Origin of the sequence: Aeromonas sp. MaB10011B (genome assembly GCF_017939325.1) — a bacterium.
Taxonomy (GTDB): domain Bacteria; phylum Pseudomonadota; class Gammaproteobacteria; order Enterobacterales; family Aeromonadaceae; genus Aeromonas; species Aeromonas caviae.
Map to the genome: position 1 here is coordinate 55750 of NZ_JAGKRK010000078.1, position 15078 is coordinate 70827.

At 60.9% G+C, this 15078-nt stretch carries 13 protein-coding genes, 1 tRNA gene and 1 pseudogene; 9 read left to right on the forward strand and 6 right to left on the reverse strand.

Annotated elements, in window-relative coordinates:
* Positions 1 to 34: 34 nt before the first annotated feature.
* The gene (locus J9893_RS17825; RefSeq protein WP_210599934.1) at positions 35 to 2179 is read right to left on the reverse strand and encodes a TonB-dependent siderophore receptor; all 2145 of its coding nucleotides are present in this window, start codon (positions 2177 to 2179) and stop codon (positions 35 to 37) included.
* On the opposite strand from J9893_RS17825, the gene J9893_RS17830 reads away from it, so the two are divergent.
* From J9893_RS17830 to J9893_RS17840, 3 genes are all read left to right on the forward strand, one after another.
* Positions 2165 to 2416: a hypothetical protein gene (locus J9893_RS17830; protein ID WP_210599933.1), complete on the forward strand. Its 252-nt coding sequence runs from the start codon at positions 2165 to 2167 to the stop codon at positions 2414 to 2416. The genes J9893_RS17825 and J9893_RS17830 overlap by 15 nt on opposite strands.
* Positions 2417 to 2605: 189 nt before the next feature.
* Positions 2606 to 4168, forward strand: a complete 1563-nt coding sequence (locus J9893_RS17835; protein WP_210599932.1) for a sensor domain-containing diguanylate cyclase — start codon at positions 2606 to 2608, stop codon at positions 4166 to 4168.
* Positions 4158 to 5726 carry a cyclic diguanylate phosphodiesterase gene (locus J9893_RS17840; protein ID WP_210599931.1) on the forward strand — a complete coding sequence of 523 codons (1569 nt, stop codon included), beginning with the start codon at positions 4158 to 4160 and terminating at the stop codon, positions 5724 to 5726. Before J9893_RS17835 ends, J9893_RS17840 begins: the two co-directional genes overlap by 11 nt.
* Here the strand turns inward: J9893_RS17840 and J9893_RS17845 are convergent.
* Positions 5723 to 6622 (reverse strand): AraC family transcriptional regulator, encoded by a 900-nt coding sequence (locus J9893_RS17845; RefSeq protein WP_210599930.1) that lies wholly within the window; start codon positions 6620 to 6622, stop codon positions 5723 to 5725. The genes J9893_RS17840 and J9893_RS17845 overlap by 4 nt on opposite strands.
* A 116-nt stretch (positions 6623 to 6738) precedes the next feature.
* On the reverse strand, positions 6739 to 7638 hold the full coding sequence (locus tag J9893_RS17850) for a LysR family transcriptional regulator (RefSeq protein WP_103858843.1): 900 nt from the start codon (positions 7636 to 7638) through the stop codon (positions 6739 to 6741).
* A gap of 100 nt (positions 7639 to 7738) precedes the next feature.
* Between J9893_RS17850 and J9893_RS17855 the strand changes: the two genes are divergently transcribed.
* The 3 genes from J9893_RS17855 (at position 7739) to J9893_RS17865 (ending at position 11003) form a co-directional block, all read left to right on the forward strand.
* The gene (locus J9893_RS17855) at positions 7739 to 8377 is read left to right on the forward strand and encodes an NAD(P)-dependent oxidoreductase (RefSeq protein ID WP_041211536.1); all 639 of its coding nucleotides are present in this window, start codon (positions 7739 to 7741) and stop codon (positions 8375 to 8377) included.
* Positions 8378 to 8724: 347 nt separating this feature from the next.
* Entirely contained in the window at positions 8725 to 9747 is a 1023-nt protein-coding gene (locus tag J9893_RS17860; RefSeq protein WP_042863959.1) for a 2-oxoglutarate and iron-dependent oxygenase domain-containing protein, read from the forward strand.
* A gap of 92 nt (positions 9748 to 9839) precedes the next feature.
* Entirely contained in the window at positions 9840 to 11003 is a 1164-nt protein-coding gene (locus J9893_RS17865) for an aminotransferase class I/II-fold pyridoxal phosphate-dependent enzyme (RefSeq protein WP_210599929.1), read from the forward strand.
* An 84-nt stretch (positions 11004 to 11087) separates the two neighbouring features.
* Here the strand turns inward: J9893_RS17865 and folD are convergent, their stop codons facing one another.
* Entirely contained in the window at positions 11088 to 11945 is an 858-nt protein-coding gene (folD, locus tag J9893_RS17870) for a bifunctional methylenetetrahydrofolate dehydrogenase/methenyltetrahydrofolate cyclohydrolase FolD (RefSeq protein ID WP_210599928.1), read from the reverse strand.
* Between the two features lie 203 nt (positions 11946 to 12148).
* Here folD and J9893_RS17875 point away from each other — a divergent pair.
* Positions 12149 to 12225 (forward strand) — tRNA-Pro (locus J9893_RS17875).
* Between the two features lie 725 nt (positions 12226 to 12950).
* Positions 12951 to 13319, forward strand: a pseudogene (locus J9893_RS21795) (transposase); the annotation flags it as partial.
* A gap of 15 nt (positions 13320 to 13334) precedes the next feature.
* On the opposite strand, the gene J9893_RS17885 reads toward J9893_RS21795, so the two are convergent.
* Positions 13335 to 13907 carry a hypothetical protein gene (locus tag J9893_RS17885; RefSeq protein WP_042648831.1) on the reverse strand — a complete coding sequence of 191 codons (573 nt, stop codon included), beginning with the start codon at positions 13905 to 13907 and terminating at the stop codon, positions 13335 to 13337.
* A 118-nt stretch (positions 13908 to 14025) separates the two neighbouring features.
* Between J9893_RS17885 and J9893_RS17890 the strand changes: the two genes are divergently transcribed.
* Positions 14026 to 14232: a helix-turn-helix transcriptional regulator gene (locus J9893_RS17890; RefSeq protein WP_005895552.1), complete on the forward strand. Its 207-nt coding sequence runs from the start codon at positions 14026 to 14028 to the stop codon at positions 14230 to 14232.
* Between the two features lie 57 nt (positions 14233 to 14289).
* Here J9893_RS17890 and J9893_RS17895 read toward each other — a convergent pair.
* Positions 14290 to 15078, reverse strand: a 789-nt coding sequence (locus J9893_RS17895) for an IS1595-like element ISKpn3 family transposase (protein ID WP_210621932.1), incomplete at its 5' end; no start/stop codon positions are given.

Consider the following 15078-nt stretch of genomic DNA (forward strand, 5'->3'; position numbering starts at 1 on the left):
TGAAAGGGCCCCGGGCGCGTGCCGGGGCGCAAGGTCAGAATGCGTATTTGAGTCGCGCCTCCACGCTTCGTTCGGCCCCGAACCAGCAGTTGTTCTGGTCGTAGCAGGAGTAGTAGGTCTTGTTGAACAGGTTGCTGGCGCCAAGCGATACCCCCATCCCCTTCAGGCTTGCGCTGAGGGCGGCAAGATCGTAGGAGGCGGACATGTCCATCAGGAGGTAGTCCGGTACCTTGTCGGTGTTGGCGGCATCCATCTCGGCCTCCCCCACGTAGCGCAGGCCGGCGCCCACCCGCATCCCCTCGAGGTTGCCGCCGGGGTAGTAGTTGCTCCACAGCGACGCCATCTGTCTGGGGACCCAGACCGGCGTCTTGCCCTGCAACGTGGTGGTGTCACGCGTGATCTCCATGTCCATCAGGGTGTAGTTGAGGGCCAGATCCAGCTGGCTGGTGAGATCGGCTCTCCCCTCAAGCTCGATGCCCCTGGAGACCGTCTCCCCGGTCTGCAGCTTGGGCCCGTAGACATTGTCCGGATCCGTCACCAGGGCGTTCTTCTTGGTGATGTGGAACGCCGACAGGGTCGCCGTCTTGCTCATGTCATCGGAGAGGAACTTGACGCCCCCTTCCCACTGATGACCGGTCGCCGGTTTGAACGCCTGGCCCTGCTTGTCCGCCCCCGGCACCGGCTCGAAACTCTCGGCATAGCTCGCATAGGGGGAGAAGCCACCATCCAGCTCATAGAGGGCGCCGACGCGGAAGGAGAGGTTGTCCTGATCGATGTGGGCCAGGGACTGGCTGTCCGCCCCCTGATAGAGGGTCCGGCTGTCGGTGTCCATCCGGTAGCGGTCGTAGCGGGCGCCGCCGATGGCCACCAGCCGATCGAGGCGCACCTGATCCTGCAGATAGACGCCGGTCTGGGACTGACGGATCACCTTTTTATCCTGGTAGTTGAAAGTGAGTGCCCCTGGGACTATCTGGCTATGGTTCGGGTTGAAAATGTCGATGCTGGGCGCCGAGTAGTCGAGGGTATCCCGGTAGAGGACATGGGCATCCAGGTACTGGTAATCGACCCCGAGCAGCAGGTTGTGCTGGGCAGAGCCCGTCTGTACCTTGCCCGCCAGCTGGTTGTCGATGACAACGCCGCGAGAGTCTTCATCGGTGAGATAGGCGTTGCGGGCCAGGGTGCGGTTGTCCGCCGCCAGGGCCGCGTTGTAGGTGTTGCGCTGATAGGCGGACGCATCCATGTAGCGGGCATTTTGCAGCACCTGCCAGCGCTCGTTGAAGTCGTGGCTCAGCTTGTAGCCCAGCAGGGTCACATCCCGGTTGTACTCGTTCCAGTTCTCGTCGCCAAGGAAGGTGTCGCTGCCAAGCTGCCCCAGGGGATTGGACTTGGCCGAGCCGCTGGCGGGCACAGTGGTGTAGATGCCGGCCTCGGGATCCTTCTGGTAGTAAAGGTTGAGGTTCAGCAGGGTGCGCTCGCCGAGCTGCCAGTCCAGGGACGGCGCAAAGACGTAGCGCTCCTCCTTCGAGGTCACCGCCTGGCCATCCTTCTCCCGGGCCAGTCCCACCAGCCGATAGGCAAGCTGCTCGTTGATGGCACCGGTGCTGTCGAGGGTCATCTCCTTGAGGGTGCCCGTGCCGGTCGCCACGCTCACGTTGTGCTTGCTCTCCCGCTGGGGGCGCTTGGCGATGAGGTTGACCATGCCGCCGGGGGGCATGCTGCCATAGAGCACCGATGTCGGCCCCTTGAACACCTCCAGCTGCTCGATGGCCACCGGATCGATCTGGGGTTGCAGGTTCCAGTCGTTGTACTGGAGCAGCAGGCCGTCATAGAAGTTCTGGTAGTTGTCAAAGCCACGGATGTTGAACAGATCCAGCCGGTTGACCGCCCCGCCCCGCAGCTCGGTGTTGACGCCGGGCACGTAGCGCAGCGCCTCGCTCACCGAACTGACACCGCGCAGCGACAGGGTCTCCCCATCCACCACCGAGATGGCCTGGGGCGTCTCGATGGGGTCGAGCCGGGTCTTGGTCGCGGTGTTGCGATAGGTCTGGCCGAGCACGGTCAGGGTCTCGTCGGCGGTGGCCGTATCCTGGCTGTCGGACGCGGCGGCCTGTACAGAGCCTGCAAGCAGGGTGGAGATGGTCACGGCGACCAGGGTCAAAGGGGGGTGAACAAGCTGCATCTGATCCTCGATTACTTACTGCATGTGAATAGTAACAAATATCATTTGCATTTTATTGTTCTATTTTGCCCCGATATTAACAATTTGGGGCATGTTGACGGGGAAGCGGGAAAAGCGAGGGTGGCAGGCACGCCATCTCCTATCGGAGGCAAGATGGCAACGCCGTCGAAGCTCTCAGGGAGGGCTCATCATGGCCGCCTGATGAAGGTCACCGCCTTCACTTTCACAGCCAACTAGCAAGTAACCATCACATATTCAGAACATGGCGGCATTTTAACCCCCATATTCACACTCATCAGACAAGTATGGTCGCGTTCTCCCTCCCCTTGTTGATCCTGGTCAATCGCTATTGATAAAGGAGGCGATAGCATGCCCACCCTTTTATCAGCCCTGATTGAGACAATACCAAGCCATCAGCACACGCCTATGAATGAGACCGCCCACCAAAATCTGCACTGCGATACCCAGCTCAACGTCACCTTCGGAGTCATCATCCTGACCCTGCTTATCGCCCTGATGGCCGTCAGTGTCAGCATCCGGACCTCTGCCGAGCGCAAGTACAACAAGGTGGCGGCCATGTTCGTGCACAACATGGCGACCAAGTTCATCGAGCTGCAATTCAAGCCTCTTGAACACGCTCTCAACGAGACGGGTAATATCATCGACAATCAAAACATGGATGATTTTCTTAGTCAGAAGAATACACCGCTGCGCTCGTCGCTGATGCAGACACACTCTCTCATGCCCAGCGTCAGAAGTATCCTAGTTGCCGACAACCAGGGGCGCTTCAATTCCATTCCCCATCTGCCGGTCGAAGAGGACTTTGATGCCAGGGAGCGCCCCTGGTTTCTCTCCGCGGCCTCCCGCACCCTCTTCGTGCACTACACCGACCACTACCCCAGCAAGTACGACGACAAGAGCAGGACGGTCTCCGTCTCCCGCCCCCTGATCAACAAGGAGGGATTCTTCCTCGGCACCCTGGCCATGGACGTGGATCTCGAGCAGATGAGCTATCCCCTGCGCCAGCTCATGAGCCCTCTCAAGGGGGAGTTCTACCTGGTCGATCGGGCGGGCGACATCCTGCTGCACTCGGATGTGGGGAACCTGTTTCGCCATCACGTGGACAACGGGCTCATCGAGCAGATGACCAACGGCGCCGACCACCTCTTCGATGCAAAGCGCCAGACCCACATCTATTACTACTCCTTCTCCAACCCGGACTGGTTCATCATCTATGCCATCAGTGATGCCAGGTTCAAGGAGGCCAGTAGCAGCGAGTCCTACCAGCTCCAGATCACCGTGATAGGCTGCTTGCTGGTCTGCCTGCTCTGCTGGTGGTCCTTGCGTCATGTGCTCAACAAGATGATCTTCGAGATCATCGCCCTGATGCGCACCGGACGCATCCACTCGGGCAAACCGGGGGATCAGTTGCGCCAGGAGATCCAGAGCGGCCATCGCCAGATGCAGGAAGCCGTGGAAGCATCCAACACGGATGCCCTGACGGGCCTGTTCAATCGCCGCTGCTTTGACAAGGCACTCGACGACCAGCTTATCGCCGGCCGCCCTTTCTGCCTGGGGTTGATCGATCTGGACAACTTCAAATCCATCAATGACACCCACGGCCACCCGGTCGGTGACGACGTCCTGCGGGTGGTGGCCCAGGAAGGGCGGCAGATTGCAGGCCAGGAGGCCACCCTCTACCGCTACGGCGGCGAGGAGCTGGCCATCATCATTCCCGGGGAGGACAGCGCCACAGCACTGACGCTGCTCGAGCAGTGGCGCACCCAGGTGGCACGGCGGCCATGGCGCGAACCGGGACTGGTGGTGACTTTCTCTGCCGGATTGGGACTGCAGAGGTGGCGACAGGAGTCCGCTGACGGGTTGGGACTGTGGCGACAGGAGTCCGCTGAGCAACTGCTGGCGCGGGTCGACCAAGCGCTCTATCAGGCCAAGGATGCCGGCAAAAATCGGGTGCATTATGCCGACTGATCCCCTGGCACAGCGCCTGCGTCTGGCCATCGTGCTCGGGCTCCTCTTGCTGGTCGGCCTCACCGCCCTCAACCTTCTGCAGGCGGCCAGCGGCCTTCGCAAGGACAACGCGCGCAGCCTGAGCCATGCCCGGGCCATGATAGAGAGCGCCATCAACGACAGTCAGTCCCTGGTCGAGGCCGCCCGCCCCCTCGCCATGGGCCGCTGCCAGGATGAGCAACTGGCCCTGCGCGATCTCATCACCGCCTCCCCCTATGCGCGGGCACTCTATGTGCTGGAGGGGCAGCAACTGCGCTGTTCCACCCTGCACAGGCCCATCCTCACCCGGGATATTCCTCGCGGCCCGGCGGGCAACCAGACGCTGACCCTCGCCAGACACAGCCCCATCACCGGGCAGACCGCCATCCTCTACCGTCAGCCATCCGGCGATCGCACCCTGCTGGTGGAGCTGGACGGCTTCCACATCTTCGGCGCCTTGCAGGCCGTGATGGGAGAGGACAACCTCTTCTTCCTCCTCGGGGACCAGGCCCTCGATGGCCACGGCAGGACCCTGCCCGCAGCCCGCCTGCTGGAAGGGGGACAACGTCTGCAACAGAGCGAGCCCACCGCTCATCCCTATCGCCTGGTGGCGCTCAACGGTTACAAGGAAGTGCTCGCGTTTGCCTGGGCGTACAACCAGGAGAACCTGCTTGCCGCCCCTGTGCTGGCGCTGTTGCTGGGGCTGCTCACCTTCTATCTGAGGGGGCGCAGCGGCTCCCCCCGCAGCGAGCTTGCCAGAGCCATGGCGGCCCGGGAGTTCATCCCCCACCTGCAACCCGTGATGGACAGGCAGGGGCGCCTGCGCGGTTGTGAAGTGCTGATGCGCTGGCGTCATCCCACACAAGGGATGATTGCCCCCAACCACTTCATTCCCCTCGCGGAGGAGTGCGGCTACATAGTACCCATGACCCGCCAGTTGATGGCCCAGACCCGGGATTATCTGGTCGGGGTGGCCGACAGGCTGCCCCCCGGCTTTCACGTCGCCGTCAATGTCTGCGCCCAGCACTTCAAAAACCAGGACATCGTCGCCGAGTGCCGCGACTTTCTTCGCGCCTTCCCGGGCCAGGATCTGCGTCTGGTGCTCGAGGTGACGGAGCGGGAGATGGTGGATGCGGACGAGCAGACCCGCGCCATCTTCGATGCCCTGGACGAGCTGGGCGTGCTCATCGCCATCGATGACTTTGGCACCGGCCACTCCAGCCTTTGCTATCTGCAGATGTTCCATGTGGACATCATCAAAATCGATCGCAGCTTTATCAAGGGAATGAAAGAGGAAGGTCCCTCCCGCCATATCGTCGAAAACATCCTGGATCTCGCCCATCGCATGGGGCTGGCTCTGGTCGCCGAGGGGGTGGAGACCCAGGAGCAGGTCGAGATGGCACGCCACTATGGCATCGACTACCTGCAGGGCTTCTACTTCGCCAAGCCGCTGCCACCGGCCCAGTTCACTGATCTCCTGGCCAGCGCCACACGCCCGGAGCCATCCCGGCGCCATGCCGGGGTGAGCCTCCTTCCCTAACGGGGGGCGACGGGCAGCCAGTACTCCATGGTGGCGTCGGGCTGCTGGCCGTCAAAGCCGGGGGCATAGCGCTCCAGTTCGAAACCGTCCAGCCCCCGGTATGCCGACTCCGGCAGCCAGTGCAGGATGAACCAGTGCAGGCTCTCCCCCAGCTGGGCAATGGGTCCTTTGTGGGTGAGCACGGCATACTCCTGGGCCGGCACGTTGAGACTCGACAGGCCGGGGGGCGTAGGCGCCGTCGTGGCCACTCCGGCCCAGTAAGGCAGCCGCTCCCCTGCCCCCGACACATCCACCACCCCCAGCCATTCCCTCGACAAGTCCAGCGCCCCCGTCTCGCGCAGCGCTCGCCAGATGGCGGGCACCGTCTGCTGAAAATCCGGTGAGGCATCGAACAACCCCCGGATCGTGCCCCTGACCCCCTGCAAGGTGAACGCCGGCAGGCTCTCTATGCGCACCTGCACCAGGTTGGGAGAGGCAGAGCGGGGGACCGCCGCCCGCATCAGGGGCGTGCGCAGCCCCAGCCGCAGGCCCCGCTTGCGATACGCCAGCGGCGAGCAGCCAAATTGCTGCTTGAAGGCGCGGCTGAAACTCACTTCGGAGCCAAACCCGTGATCCAGCGCCACATCCAGCACCCGCAGCCGGGTGGAGAGCAGCGCCTCCGCCGCCATGCTCAGCTTCAGCTCGCGCACATAGTGAGCCACCGTCTGGCCCGTCTCATGCAGGAATACCCGTTGCAACTGCCAGCGGGACCAGCAGCTCTGCCGGGCCAGCGCCTCCAGGGAGAGCGGCTGATCCAGATTGGCATGGATGTAGTCGAGCACTCGCTCGATGCGGGTGAGGTGGGCGCGCGCCTCGGGTGCCGGCTCACGGAGTGGGTGGGGAGAAGTCGGTGTCATGATGCGCTTGAGACCACGCCAGCAGAGGGCGCTCTGGCCCGGGAGGGCCACATTAAACAGGGGTGTCGCGCCGACCGCAAGGCCGGCGCACCGCCTGGCTATTCATCCCGCCCCGCTCAGGGTAGACGGCTCTGGCCATGCTCGGCAAAGTGGCTGCGAAGGGCGCTGATCACCCGCCGCACCTTCTCCGGGATCTCCCGCTGGGGGGTGATGGCATGGATCTCCATAGGAGGGGCCAAAAAGCCCGGCAGCAGCACGAGCAACCGACCGGTGGCGAGATCTTCTTCTATTTCACCTTCCGGTTGCAGCGAAATCCCCTGCCCTGCCAGGGTAAACTGGCGCAGAGGCAAGACGTTGTTGCACAGCACCCTGGGCTTGGGCTTGACCTTGTGGGCCTCCCCCTTCTCGTCCAGCAGCAGTATCCCGCCCCCCAGCATGTCCGAGGCCAGCCAGTCGTGGGCCAGCAGATCCGCCGGGCTGCGCGGCGTGCCCTTGCGTGCCAGATAGGCGGGCGAGGCACACAGCAGCATCCGGGTCTGACCCAGCCTGCGTGCCACCAGGGTGGAATCTTCAAGCGTGCCGACCCGCAGCGCCACGTCGATGCGATCCTTGATGAGATCCCGCTTCTCGTCGTCGGCAATGATCTGGATGCCCAGGCCCGGGTGCGCCTGCAGCAGTGGCGAGAGCGCCCGCGCCAGGGGCTGGCCCGCCATCCCCACCGGCGCGGTGATCCGCACTTCTCCGAGCAGGCTGTCGCGCACCTCCGAGAGGCGCAGCTCGGTGTCGTTCAAGGTCTGCTGCAACGACTGGCAACCCTGCCACACCACCTCCCCCGCCTCGGTCAGGCTGAGGCGGCGGGTGGAGCGGTGCAGCAGGGGCAGACCGAGCTGGCTCTCCAGTTGACTGATATGCTGGCTGACGGCGGACGGGGTCATGCCGAGGGCCTTGGCGGCGCCGGTCATGCTGCCCGCCTCCACCACGGCGGCGAAGATGGCGTAGCGTCTGAGCTGATCCATTATGAAGCCCTGCTTACAAGTGAATGCAATTTTAACTGGATTATTAAATCACACTCGGGGGCGTAGGATAGCCCCATTCCCACAGTGAAGGAGAATTCCCATGAAGATTGCCCTCATCGGTGCCAGCGGTTTTGTCGGTTCAGCCATCCTCCAGGAGGCCGTCAGCCGCGGTCATCAGGTCACCGCCATCGTGCGTGACGTGAGCAAGGTCGCCGCTCACCCGCAAGTCACCGCCGTGGCGGTGGACGCCCAGGACAGCCAGGCACTGGCCAGGGTGCTCAAGGGGCACGATCGGGTGATCAGTGCCTACAACCCGGGCTGGAGTGCCCCGGACATCTACGATCAGTACCTCAAGGGGGCCAGCGCCATCGTGGCCGCCGCCGTCGCGGCCAACAGCTGGCTGCTGGTGGTCGGCGGTGCCGGCAGTCTGGAAATCGCCCCGGGCGTGCAGCTGGTGGACACCCCGGAGTTCCCGGCAGAGTGGAAGCAAGGGGCCCTCGCGGCCCGGGATGGTCTCACCGCCCTTCGCCGGGAAACCACCCTCGACTGGCGTTTCGTCTCCCCACCGGTGTTCCTCGAACCCGGCGAGAAGCGCGGCGGTTACCGCCTTGGCACGGATCAGGTGTTGTTCAGCGGCGAGCAGCCCGCCGGGATCACGGTCGGCGATCTGGCGGACGGGGTGCTGAACGAGGCGCAAGCACCGGCTCACCTGCGCCAGCGTTTCACCCTGGGTTATTGAGGAAAGGCGCGCCAGCAACCCTTCCCATGACAGTCACACGGAGGGAGGCGGATGCCTCCCTCCGCCTTTTCTCTCCCGCGTCTATCCCGTCACGCCAATGTCGCTCTCACCCGGTACGGCAGATCGCCGCCTGAGCCGCCCGTTGCTCGTTCCATTCGCTCAAGTCCGAATTCCATTTCGAATTTTGTATATAACTAAGAATATTTTATTGCTTCCACCTTATAACCTCGAACAGTAGCATCACCCTCAACCCAAACGGCGCCACTCAAGAAGAGTGCGCCCCGGTTTCGCAACACCCCGCACGCCGGGGCACGCAGACCCCGTTCACGGAAAGTGAGGAGATGCCCATGACCACCCCATCATTGCCGATCATCGATCTCGCCGCCCTCAAGGGCACCCCGGCTGCACGCAGCCAGATGCTGACGCAGCTTGGCCAGGCCGCCCGCGAAGTGGGCTTTTTCTATCTGGTGGGCCATGATCTGAGCGAATCGGCGCGCCAGGAGACCCTGGCGCTCGCCGCCCGCTTCTTCGCCCTGTCACTTGAAGAAAAACTGGCGGTGCAGATGGTCCACTCCCCCCACTTTCGCGGTTACAACCAGGTGGGGGCAGAGCTCACCCGGGCACGGCCGGATCTGCGGGAGCAGTTCGATATCATGAACGAGGCCCAGGCCCTGCCTGTGGCGCACATTCGTGAACCCTGGCAGCGCCTCATCGGCCCCAATCAGTGGCCCGCCGCCCTGCCCGAGATGAAGACACGTCTGCTGGCATGGCAGGATCGACTGAGCGACATCACCCTCACCCTGCTGGACGCCTTCGCAGAGGTGCTGGGGCAGCCCGCCGGGGTATTTGACGAGAGCATTCGCGGTGCCCCCTACCAGCACATGAAGCTCATTCACTACCCCGGACAACCGGAAGGCAGCAGTGGTCAGGGGGTAGGTGCCCACAAGGATCCCGGCTACCTGACCCTGGTGATGCAGGACGATCACTCCGGGCTCGAAGTGGAGACGGCGGATGGCTGGATCCCCGCGCCCCCCCTGCCGGGCGCCCTGGTGGTCAACATCGGCGAGCTGCTGGAGCTCGCGTCCGACGGCTACCTCAAGGCCACCCTGCACCGGGTGGTGAGCCCACCTCCCGGGGTATCGCGCCTCTCCTGCGCCTTCTTCATGGCGGCAAGGCTGGATGCGACTGTGCCACTGCTTAGCCTCTCCCCCGAGCTGGCGGCGCTGGCCGAAGGGCCCCAGAGCGATCCCGCCAACCCGCTCTTTTATCAGGTGGGGGAGAACGTGCTCAAGGGGAGGCTGCGCTCCCACCCGGATGTGGCGGCCCGCCACTATGCAGGCGAGCCGCAGCGCGAGCCAGCGCTAGTCTGACAACCCGCCACTCGACATTAAAAAAGGGGCGCGACGGCGCCCCGGATAACACAAGCAGTCGGGCAACGACCTGACAATGACGGAGTAAAAAAATGAAATTCAAGACCATGAGCGTGCACAGCGGCCAGCGGATCGATCCCCAGACCGGCGCCCTCACCACCCCGCTCTACCAGAGCAGCACCTTCAGCTACTTCAACGCCCAGGCGGGCAAGGAGCGCTTCGCAGGTCAAGCCCCCGGCTTCATCTACAGCCGCTTTGGCAACCCTACCACTGCCGAGTTGGAGCAGAAGCTGGCAGCCCTCGAAGGTGCAGATGAGGCACTGGTGGTGGCCAGCGGCATGGCGGCGGTGAGTGCCATCATGTATGCCCTGGCCGACAGCGGTGATGAAGTGGCCTATATCGGCCCCCTCTACGGCGGCACCGATGCCTTCCTCAAGCAGACCTTCAGCCGCGCCGGCATCAAGATCACCGCCTACGAGAGCGATCAGGCGCTGCTGGCCAACATCCGCCCCGCCACCAAGGTGGTACTCTTTGAAACCCTGACCAATCCCACCCTCAAGGTGGTGGATCCGCGGGTGGTGGTGGAGGCGGCCCGCAAGGTGGGTGCCATCACGGTGTGTGACAACACCTTCCTTACCCCCTACCTGCTGCGCCCGCTCGAGCTTGACATCGACATCGTCATGCACAGCGGTACCAAGTACCTGGGCGGCCACGGCGACATCATCGCCGGGGTGGTGGCGGGCTCTCACGCGCTGATGAAGTCGATTCGCACCGTGGCCCTCAAGCACATCGGCTCCCCCATCGGCCCCCAGGAGGCCTACCTGCTGCAGCGCGGGGTCAAGACCCTTCCCCTGCGCATGGATGCCCACCTGCACAACGCCCAGAAGGTGGCCGAGTTCCTGAATGCCCACCCGGCGGTGAAGAAGGTGATCTACCCAGGGCTGGCCAACCATCCGGGCCACGATGCCCTCGGCGCCTTCGCCAGCGGCTTTGGCGGCATGGTGAGCATCGAGCTGGAAGGCGGGTTTGAGCGCTGTGCCACCCTGCTCGACAACCTGCAACTCTTCGTGCAGGCGGTGAGTCTGGGCGATCTCGAGAGTCTCGCCTGCCATCCGGCCAGCACCACCCACGCCGCCATGGACGAGGTGAGCCGCCTCGCCGCCGGAGTCAATGACGATCTCATCCGCTTCAGCATCGGGGTGGAAGACGCCGACGATCTGATTGCCGATCTGGCCGCCGCCCTGGCCCTCCTCTGATATCCAGTAGCGATCCAGGGGAGTGACGCAATAAAAAAAGGGAAGGCAATGCCTTCCCTTTCTCTTTTCCGCCCGTCGCCCTCATCAGGCGTCGTGGTAATCCTGGCAGGCGCTCAGGGTGTTCTCCATCAGGCTGGCGACCGTCATGGGGCCCACGCCACCCGGTACCGGCGTGATGAAGGCGGCGTGATTGCGCGCGGTCTCATACTCCACATCTCCCACCAGGGAGCCGTCCGCAAGGCGGTTGATGCCCACGTCGATCACCAGGGCACCGGGTTTGACCCACTCCCCCGGAATGAAGTTGGGCTTGCCCACCGCCACGACCAGCAAGTCGGCCCGGCGCACCTGGGTCTCCAGATCCTGGGTGAAACGGTGACAGGTGGTGGTGGTGCAACCGGCCAGCAGCAGCTCCAGCGTCATGGGGCGCCCCACGATGTTGGAAGCCCCGACCACCACCGCATGCAGACCATGGGTCTTGACGCCGGTGGTCTCGATCAGGGTCATGATCCCCTTGGGGGTGCAGGGTCGCAGCGCCGGGATGCGCTGGGCCAGACGACCCACGTTGTAGGGATGGAAGCCATCAACGTCCTTGTCGGGACGAATGCGCTCCAGCACCTGGGTGGTATCGCAGTGGGCCGGCAAGGGCAACTGCACCAGGATGCCGTCCACTACCGGATCCTCGTTGAGCTGGTCGATCAGGGACAGCAGCTCCGCTTGTGTCGCCGTGGCGCTGAGGTCATAGGAGCGGGAGACAAATCCCACCTCTTCACAAGCGCGACGTTTGCTGCCCACATAGACTTGGGAGGCCGGATCCAGCCCCACCAGGATCACCGCCAGACCCGGTGCCCGTTTCCCCTGCGCCAACCGCTGTTGGACTTGCGCGGCGACCTGATTGCGAATCGTTTGCGCAACCTGTTTTCCATCAATGATTTTGGCAGACATCGTTCTTCACTCACCATGTGTTCAACTGCGGCGCATTGTCGCATTTTTTTGGCGTGGGTGTTAGCGGCTCTCGCAGGGAGGGCAATAAGTAGGCACTTGAATTTACTGGTGGAAAAAGTCGTTGACGCTGACTTTGGCGCTTGGGTATGATGCCCGCCCGTTGCCCAGTGGTGCCGCCGAAGGTATGCTGGATGGCGAATTTTCGGTGATTAGCGCAGCCCGGTAGCGCATCTGGTTTGGGACCAGAGGGTCAAAGGTTCGAATCCTTTATCACCGACCAGGTTCATCGGGAAATCCCCGGATTTCTTGATACAACGCGCCCTTAGCTCAGTCGGATAGAGCAAAACTAACCCCCAAAGTGTTACCACTTTTTGAGGTGACTAGAGCAGGCAAGGGCTGGAGAGATGGTAAGGTTACCTAGTAAAGCCTTGCTGTTACTCCTTACAAAAAAGAGTTACCATTTTGCATAGCTCTTAAGATGTTGTTGATTTGTAAAATTTGTCCCGTTAGCTCAGTCGGATAGAGCATCCGCCTTTAAGTTATTAGGAGCCTGTACAGGGAAACCTATACAGTGGAGAGGGTGAATTCAAGGAAGCCTCAGCGCGTAATGGCGGTGGTAATCTTGAGCCAAGCTCTACAAGCGTGTAGAGAAGGTGCAGAGACTAGATGGTGCAATGCGATCTCATTGCGGAATACATCATTAGCGCCCTCCACCCAAACAGATAATGCTGTGGGTGAAGATATAGTCCAGACCACAAACACCCTCGGGTGGCAGTGAAAGCTGTAGTGGTAAGCTAAGCGGATGGTCGCAGGTTCGAATCCTGCACGGGACGCCATTTTCAGAAGTAAAAAAGCCAGCATTAGCTGGCTTTTTTACTTCTATAACCTCTCAATTAAATCCCCCCCTCCCCCATTGGACAACCAATGACGACCTTATTGGTCTTTGGATGAGTACGCCCTCATCACCACCTCCACAGCAAAGTGTTGGCTCATGACAACCTTATCGATCGGATCTATGTGTGTATGGCTCTGAGCAAGATAGCGGTCTGTTTTATGACAGCCAACGGGCGTGGCATTGATGTCGCCAAGCGCCTGCTGGAGTAGGAGTTGGCTGGTGTATTGGTGGCGGGCCTGTATGCTGGCTACCGGTTTATCTGCACGAGTCTGCGCCTGCTTTGCTGGGCCCATGTACTGCGCAACGTGGCTGTTATCGCCCTGAGTGGGGAGCTGTTTCGTCAACGCTTACTTTCGTTGGTTGAGACGACCAAACGCTTGGGACATTGACCCCAAGAGTGACTGCATACCATTATCCGAGCCCGCATCGAGAAAACGGATTACCCCATTCCCTCCGAACTGTGTGCATCAAGCCCCTGACGCTGAACGGTTACATCAAGAGGCGCTTCTGAACGCAATCAACCCCCTCAAAAGCCTCTCCACGGCCTCCAGCCTGCCCCGCAAATCGCGTTTCTCTGCAACGGTATTGTTGATGGCCCTTTCAATCGCTGGATCCAATATGGAGAAGTCCACTCTTAATTGCTGGTACTCAGCGAGCATTGAATCATATTCCTGCAACCCCTTACGGTAGTGCTGTGCTCTCGCGATCAGTCCTTCCAGGACGGATTCATACGTTTCCGACTTACGCTCCTTACCCGATTCCGTTACAAGCGCACAAGGCCCAATAAATTCCTCTTTGAAATGCACTTCATCGAACTTGGGAGTCCTGATGAAATGAGAACAGCGCTTCCCATCATCAACATGCTTCCTTTTTAGAAGTCCCTTATTTACGAGCTTGATCAGATGCCGATAAATGAAGGTATAACGATAACGCCGCTGACGTATCTGCGATTCTGCTTTGTCACCAAAAATGGCATTTACAAATCCTATCGCAGTGAAGTCATCCATCTGCCATCGAATGAGTGCGGTGTAGAGCGCGGTTGGTAACCACACGGTCTGGGAGCTCATAAGTAATCCTGGGCCTCGAACGAAAACACTTAGTGGAAATCTAAACTCGTTTGCGGATTATAATCCGTGGTCGTTAGCCAGACAACCAGAGATAGTGCTCGCCAGCGAGAGGCGAGACATGCAAGAGCTAGCAAAAAAATTTGGTGATGCTGTACGTGATAGACGGCTTCAATTGGGCGTATCGCAAGATGCACTCGCATATGCGGCCGAAATTGATAGAAGCTACGTAGGACGAATTGAGCGTGGTGAGGTCAATGTCACCCTGGAAAAGGCTTATCGTCTTGCCAGGGTTATGGGGTGTGACATTCGCGATCTGCTGCCATAGATATATTTGCCAAATAATTATCTCTTCACCCAGATAAAACTAAATTTCCCTACCTGATTACCCATGACCCTCAGCCAGCTTCAAGAGCCGATATGGCATCGGAGGGCTTGCCACGACTGCATGCCCCAATTCAACCAACATGCTCTTGAGGTCAAAACGATGATTAAACCGGAAGCAGTATTCCGCAAGATGCCTTGGTAAATGCTTCGCTCCGAGCGTATGGCAACTGCCCCGCAGCGAGTTTTTCACATTTCCTATCATCGTGTTTACCCAGTTGAATGCCGGATGATCCAGCCAGTCCAGGTTGCCCCCGGTGACAACACCCAGGTGCTCACAATTGGCCTCCTTGACCGCTTTGAAACAGGCCAATCCATCGGATATCACCGCGCTACCACTGGCAATATGCCGTTTTGCCCAATCAGCAACGGACTTGGTTTTGAAACCATCGACCACCGTCATCCGCATCTTGATTGGATGTCCTTCCTTGTTCAGGGCCACTGCTGCCACAAACGGCGTCTTGCCTGCCGCGCCCCGACCCCGTTTGCCACCACGGCGCTCGCCACCCCAGTAGACATCATCGAGCTGAATGATGCCGCTGATGGGCTGCTTGTCATCGGACTCTTTCATGGCTTGCAGCAGCTTGTGCTTGAGCATCCAGGCGGTGTCATATTTGACGCCCAACTGGCGCTTTAGCTCCATTGCTGACAAGCCTGTTTTGGTTTGTGACAACAGGTGCATTGCCAGAAACCACTTGGTCAGTGGGAGCTTGGTGTTTGCGAAAATCGTGTTTCCAGTCAATGACATCTGGTGACGGCAGTGATTGCATTGCCACACACGTGGCCGCCT

Excerpts from the sequence above, each read along its gene's own strand:
- J9893_RS17825 (WP_210599934.1), bottom strand. The coding sequence starts at position 2,179 with ATGCAGCTTGTTCACCCCCCTTTGACCCTGGTCGCCGTGACCATCTCC.
- J9893_RS17835 (WP_210599932.1), top strand. The coding sequence starts at position 2,606 with ATGAATGAGACCGCCCACCAAAATCTGCACTGCGATACCCAGCTCAAC.
- J9893_RS17840 (WP_210599931.1), top strand. The coding sequence starts at position 4,158 with ATGCCGACTGATCCCCTGGCACAGCGCCTGCGTCTGGCCATCGTGCTC.
- J9893_RS17845 (WP_210599930.1), bottom strand. The coding sequence starts at position 6,622 with ATGACACCGACTTCTCCCCACCCACTCCGTGAGCCGGCACCCGAGGCG.
- J9893_RS17850 (WP_103858843.1), bottom strand. The coding sequence starts at position 7,638 with ATGGATCAGCTCAGACGCTACGCCATCTTCGCCGCCGTGGTGGAGGCG.
- J9893_RS17855 (WP_041211536.1), top strand. The coding sequence starts at position 7,739 with ATGAAGATTGCCCTCATCGGTGCCAGCGGTTTTGTCGGTTCAGCCATC.
- J9893_RS17860 (WP_042863959.1), top strand. The coding sequence starts at position 8,725 with ATGACCACCCCATCATTGCCGATCATCGATCTCGCCGCCCTCAAGGGC.
- J9893_RS17865 (WP_210599929.1), top strand. The coding sequence starts at position 9,840 with ATGAAATTCAAGACCATGAGCGTGCACAGCGGCCAGCGGATCGATCCC.
- folD (WP_210599928.1), bottom strand. The coding sequence starts at position 11,945 with ATGTCTGCCAAAATCATTGATGGAAAACAGGTTGCGCAAACGATTCGC.
- J9893_RS17885 (WP_042648831.1), bottom strand. The coding sequence starts at position 13,907 with ATGAGCTCCCAGACCGTGTGGTTACCAACCGCGCTCTACACCGCACTC.
- J9893_RS17890 (WP_005895552.1), top strand. The coding sequence starts at position 14,026 with ATGCAAGAGCTAGCAAAAAAATTTGGTGATGCTGTACGTGATAGACGG.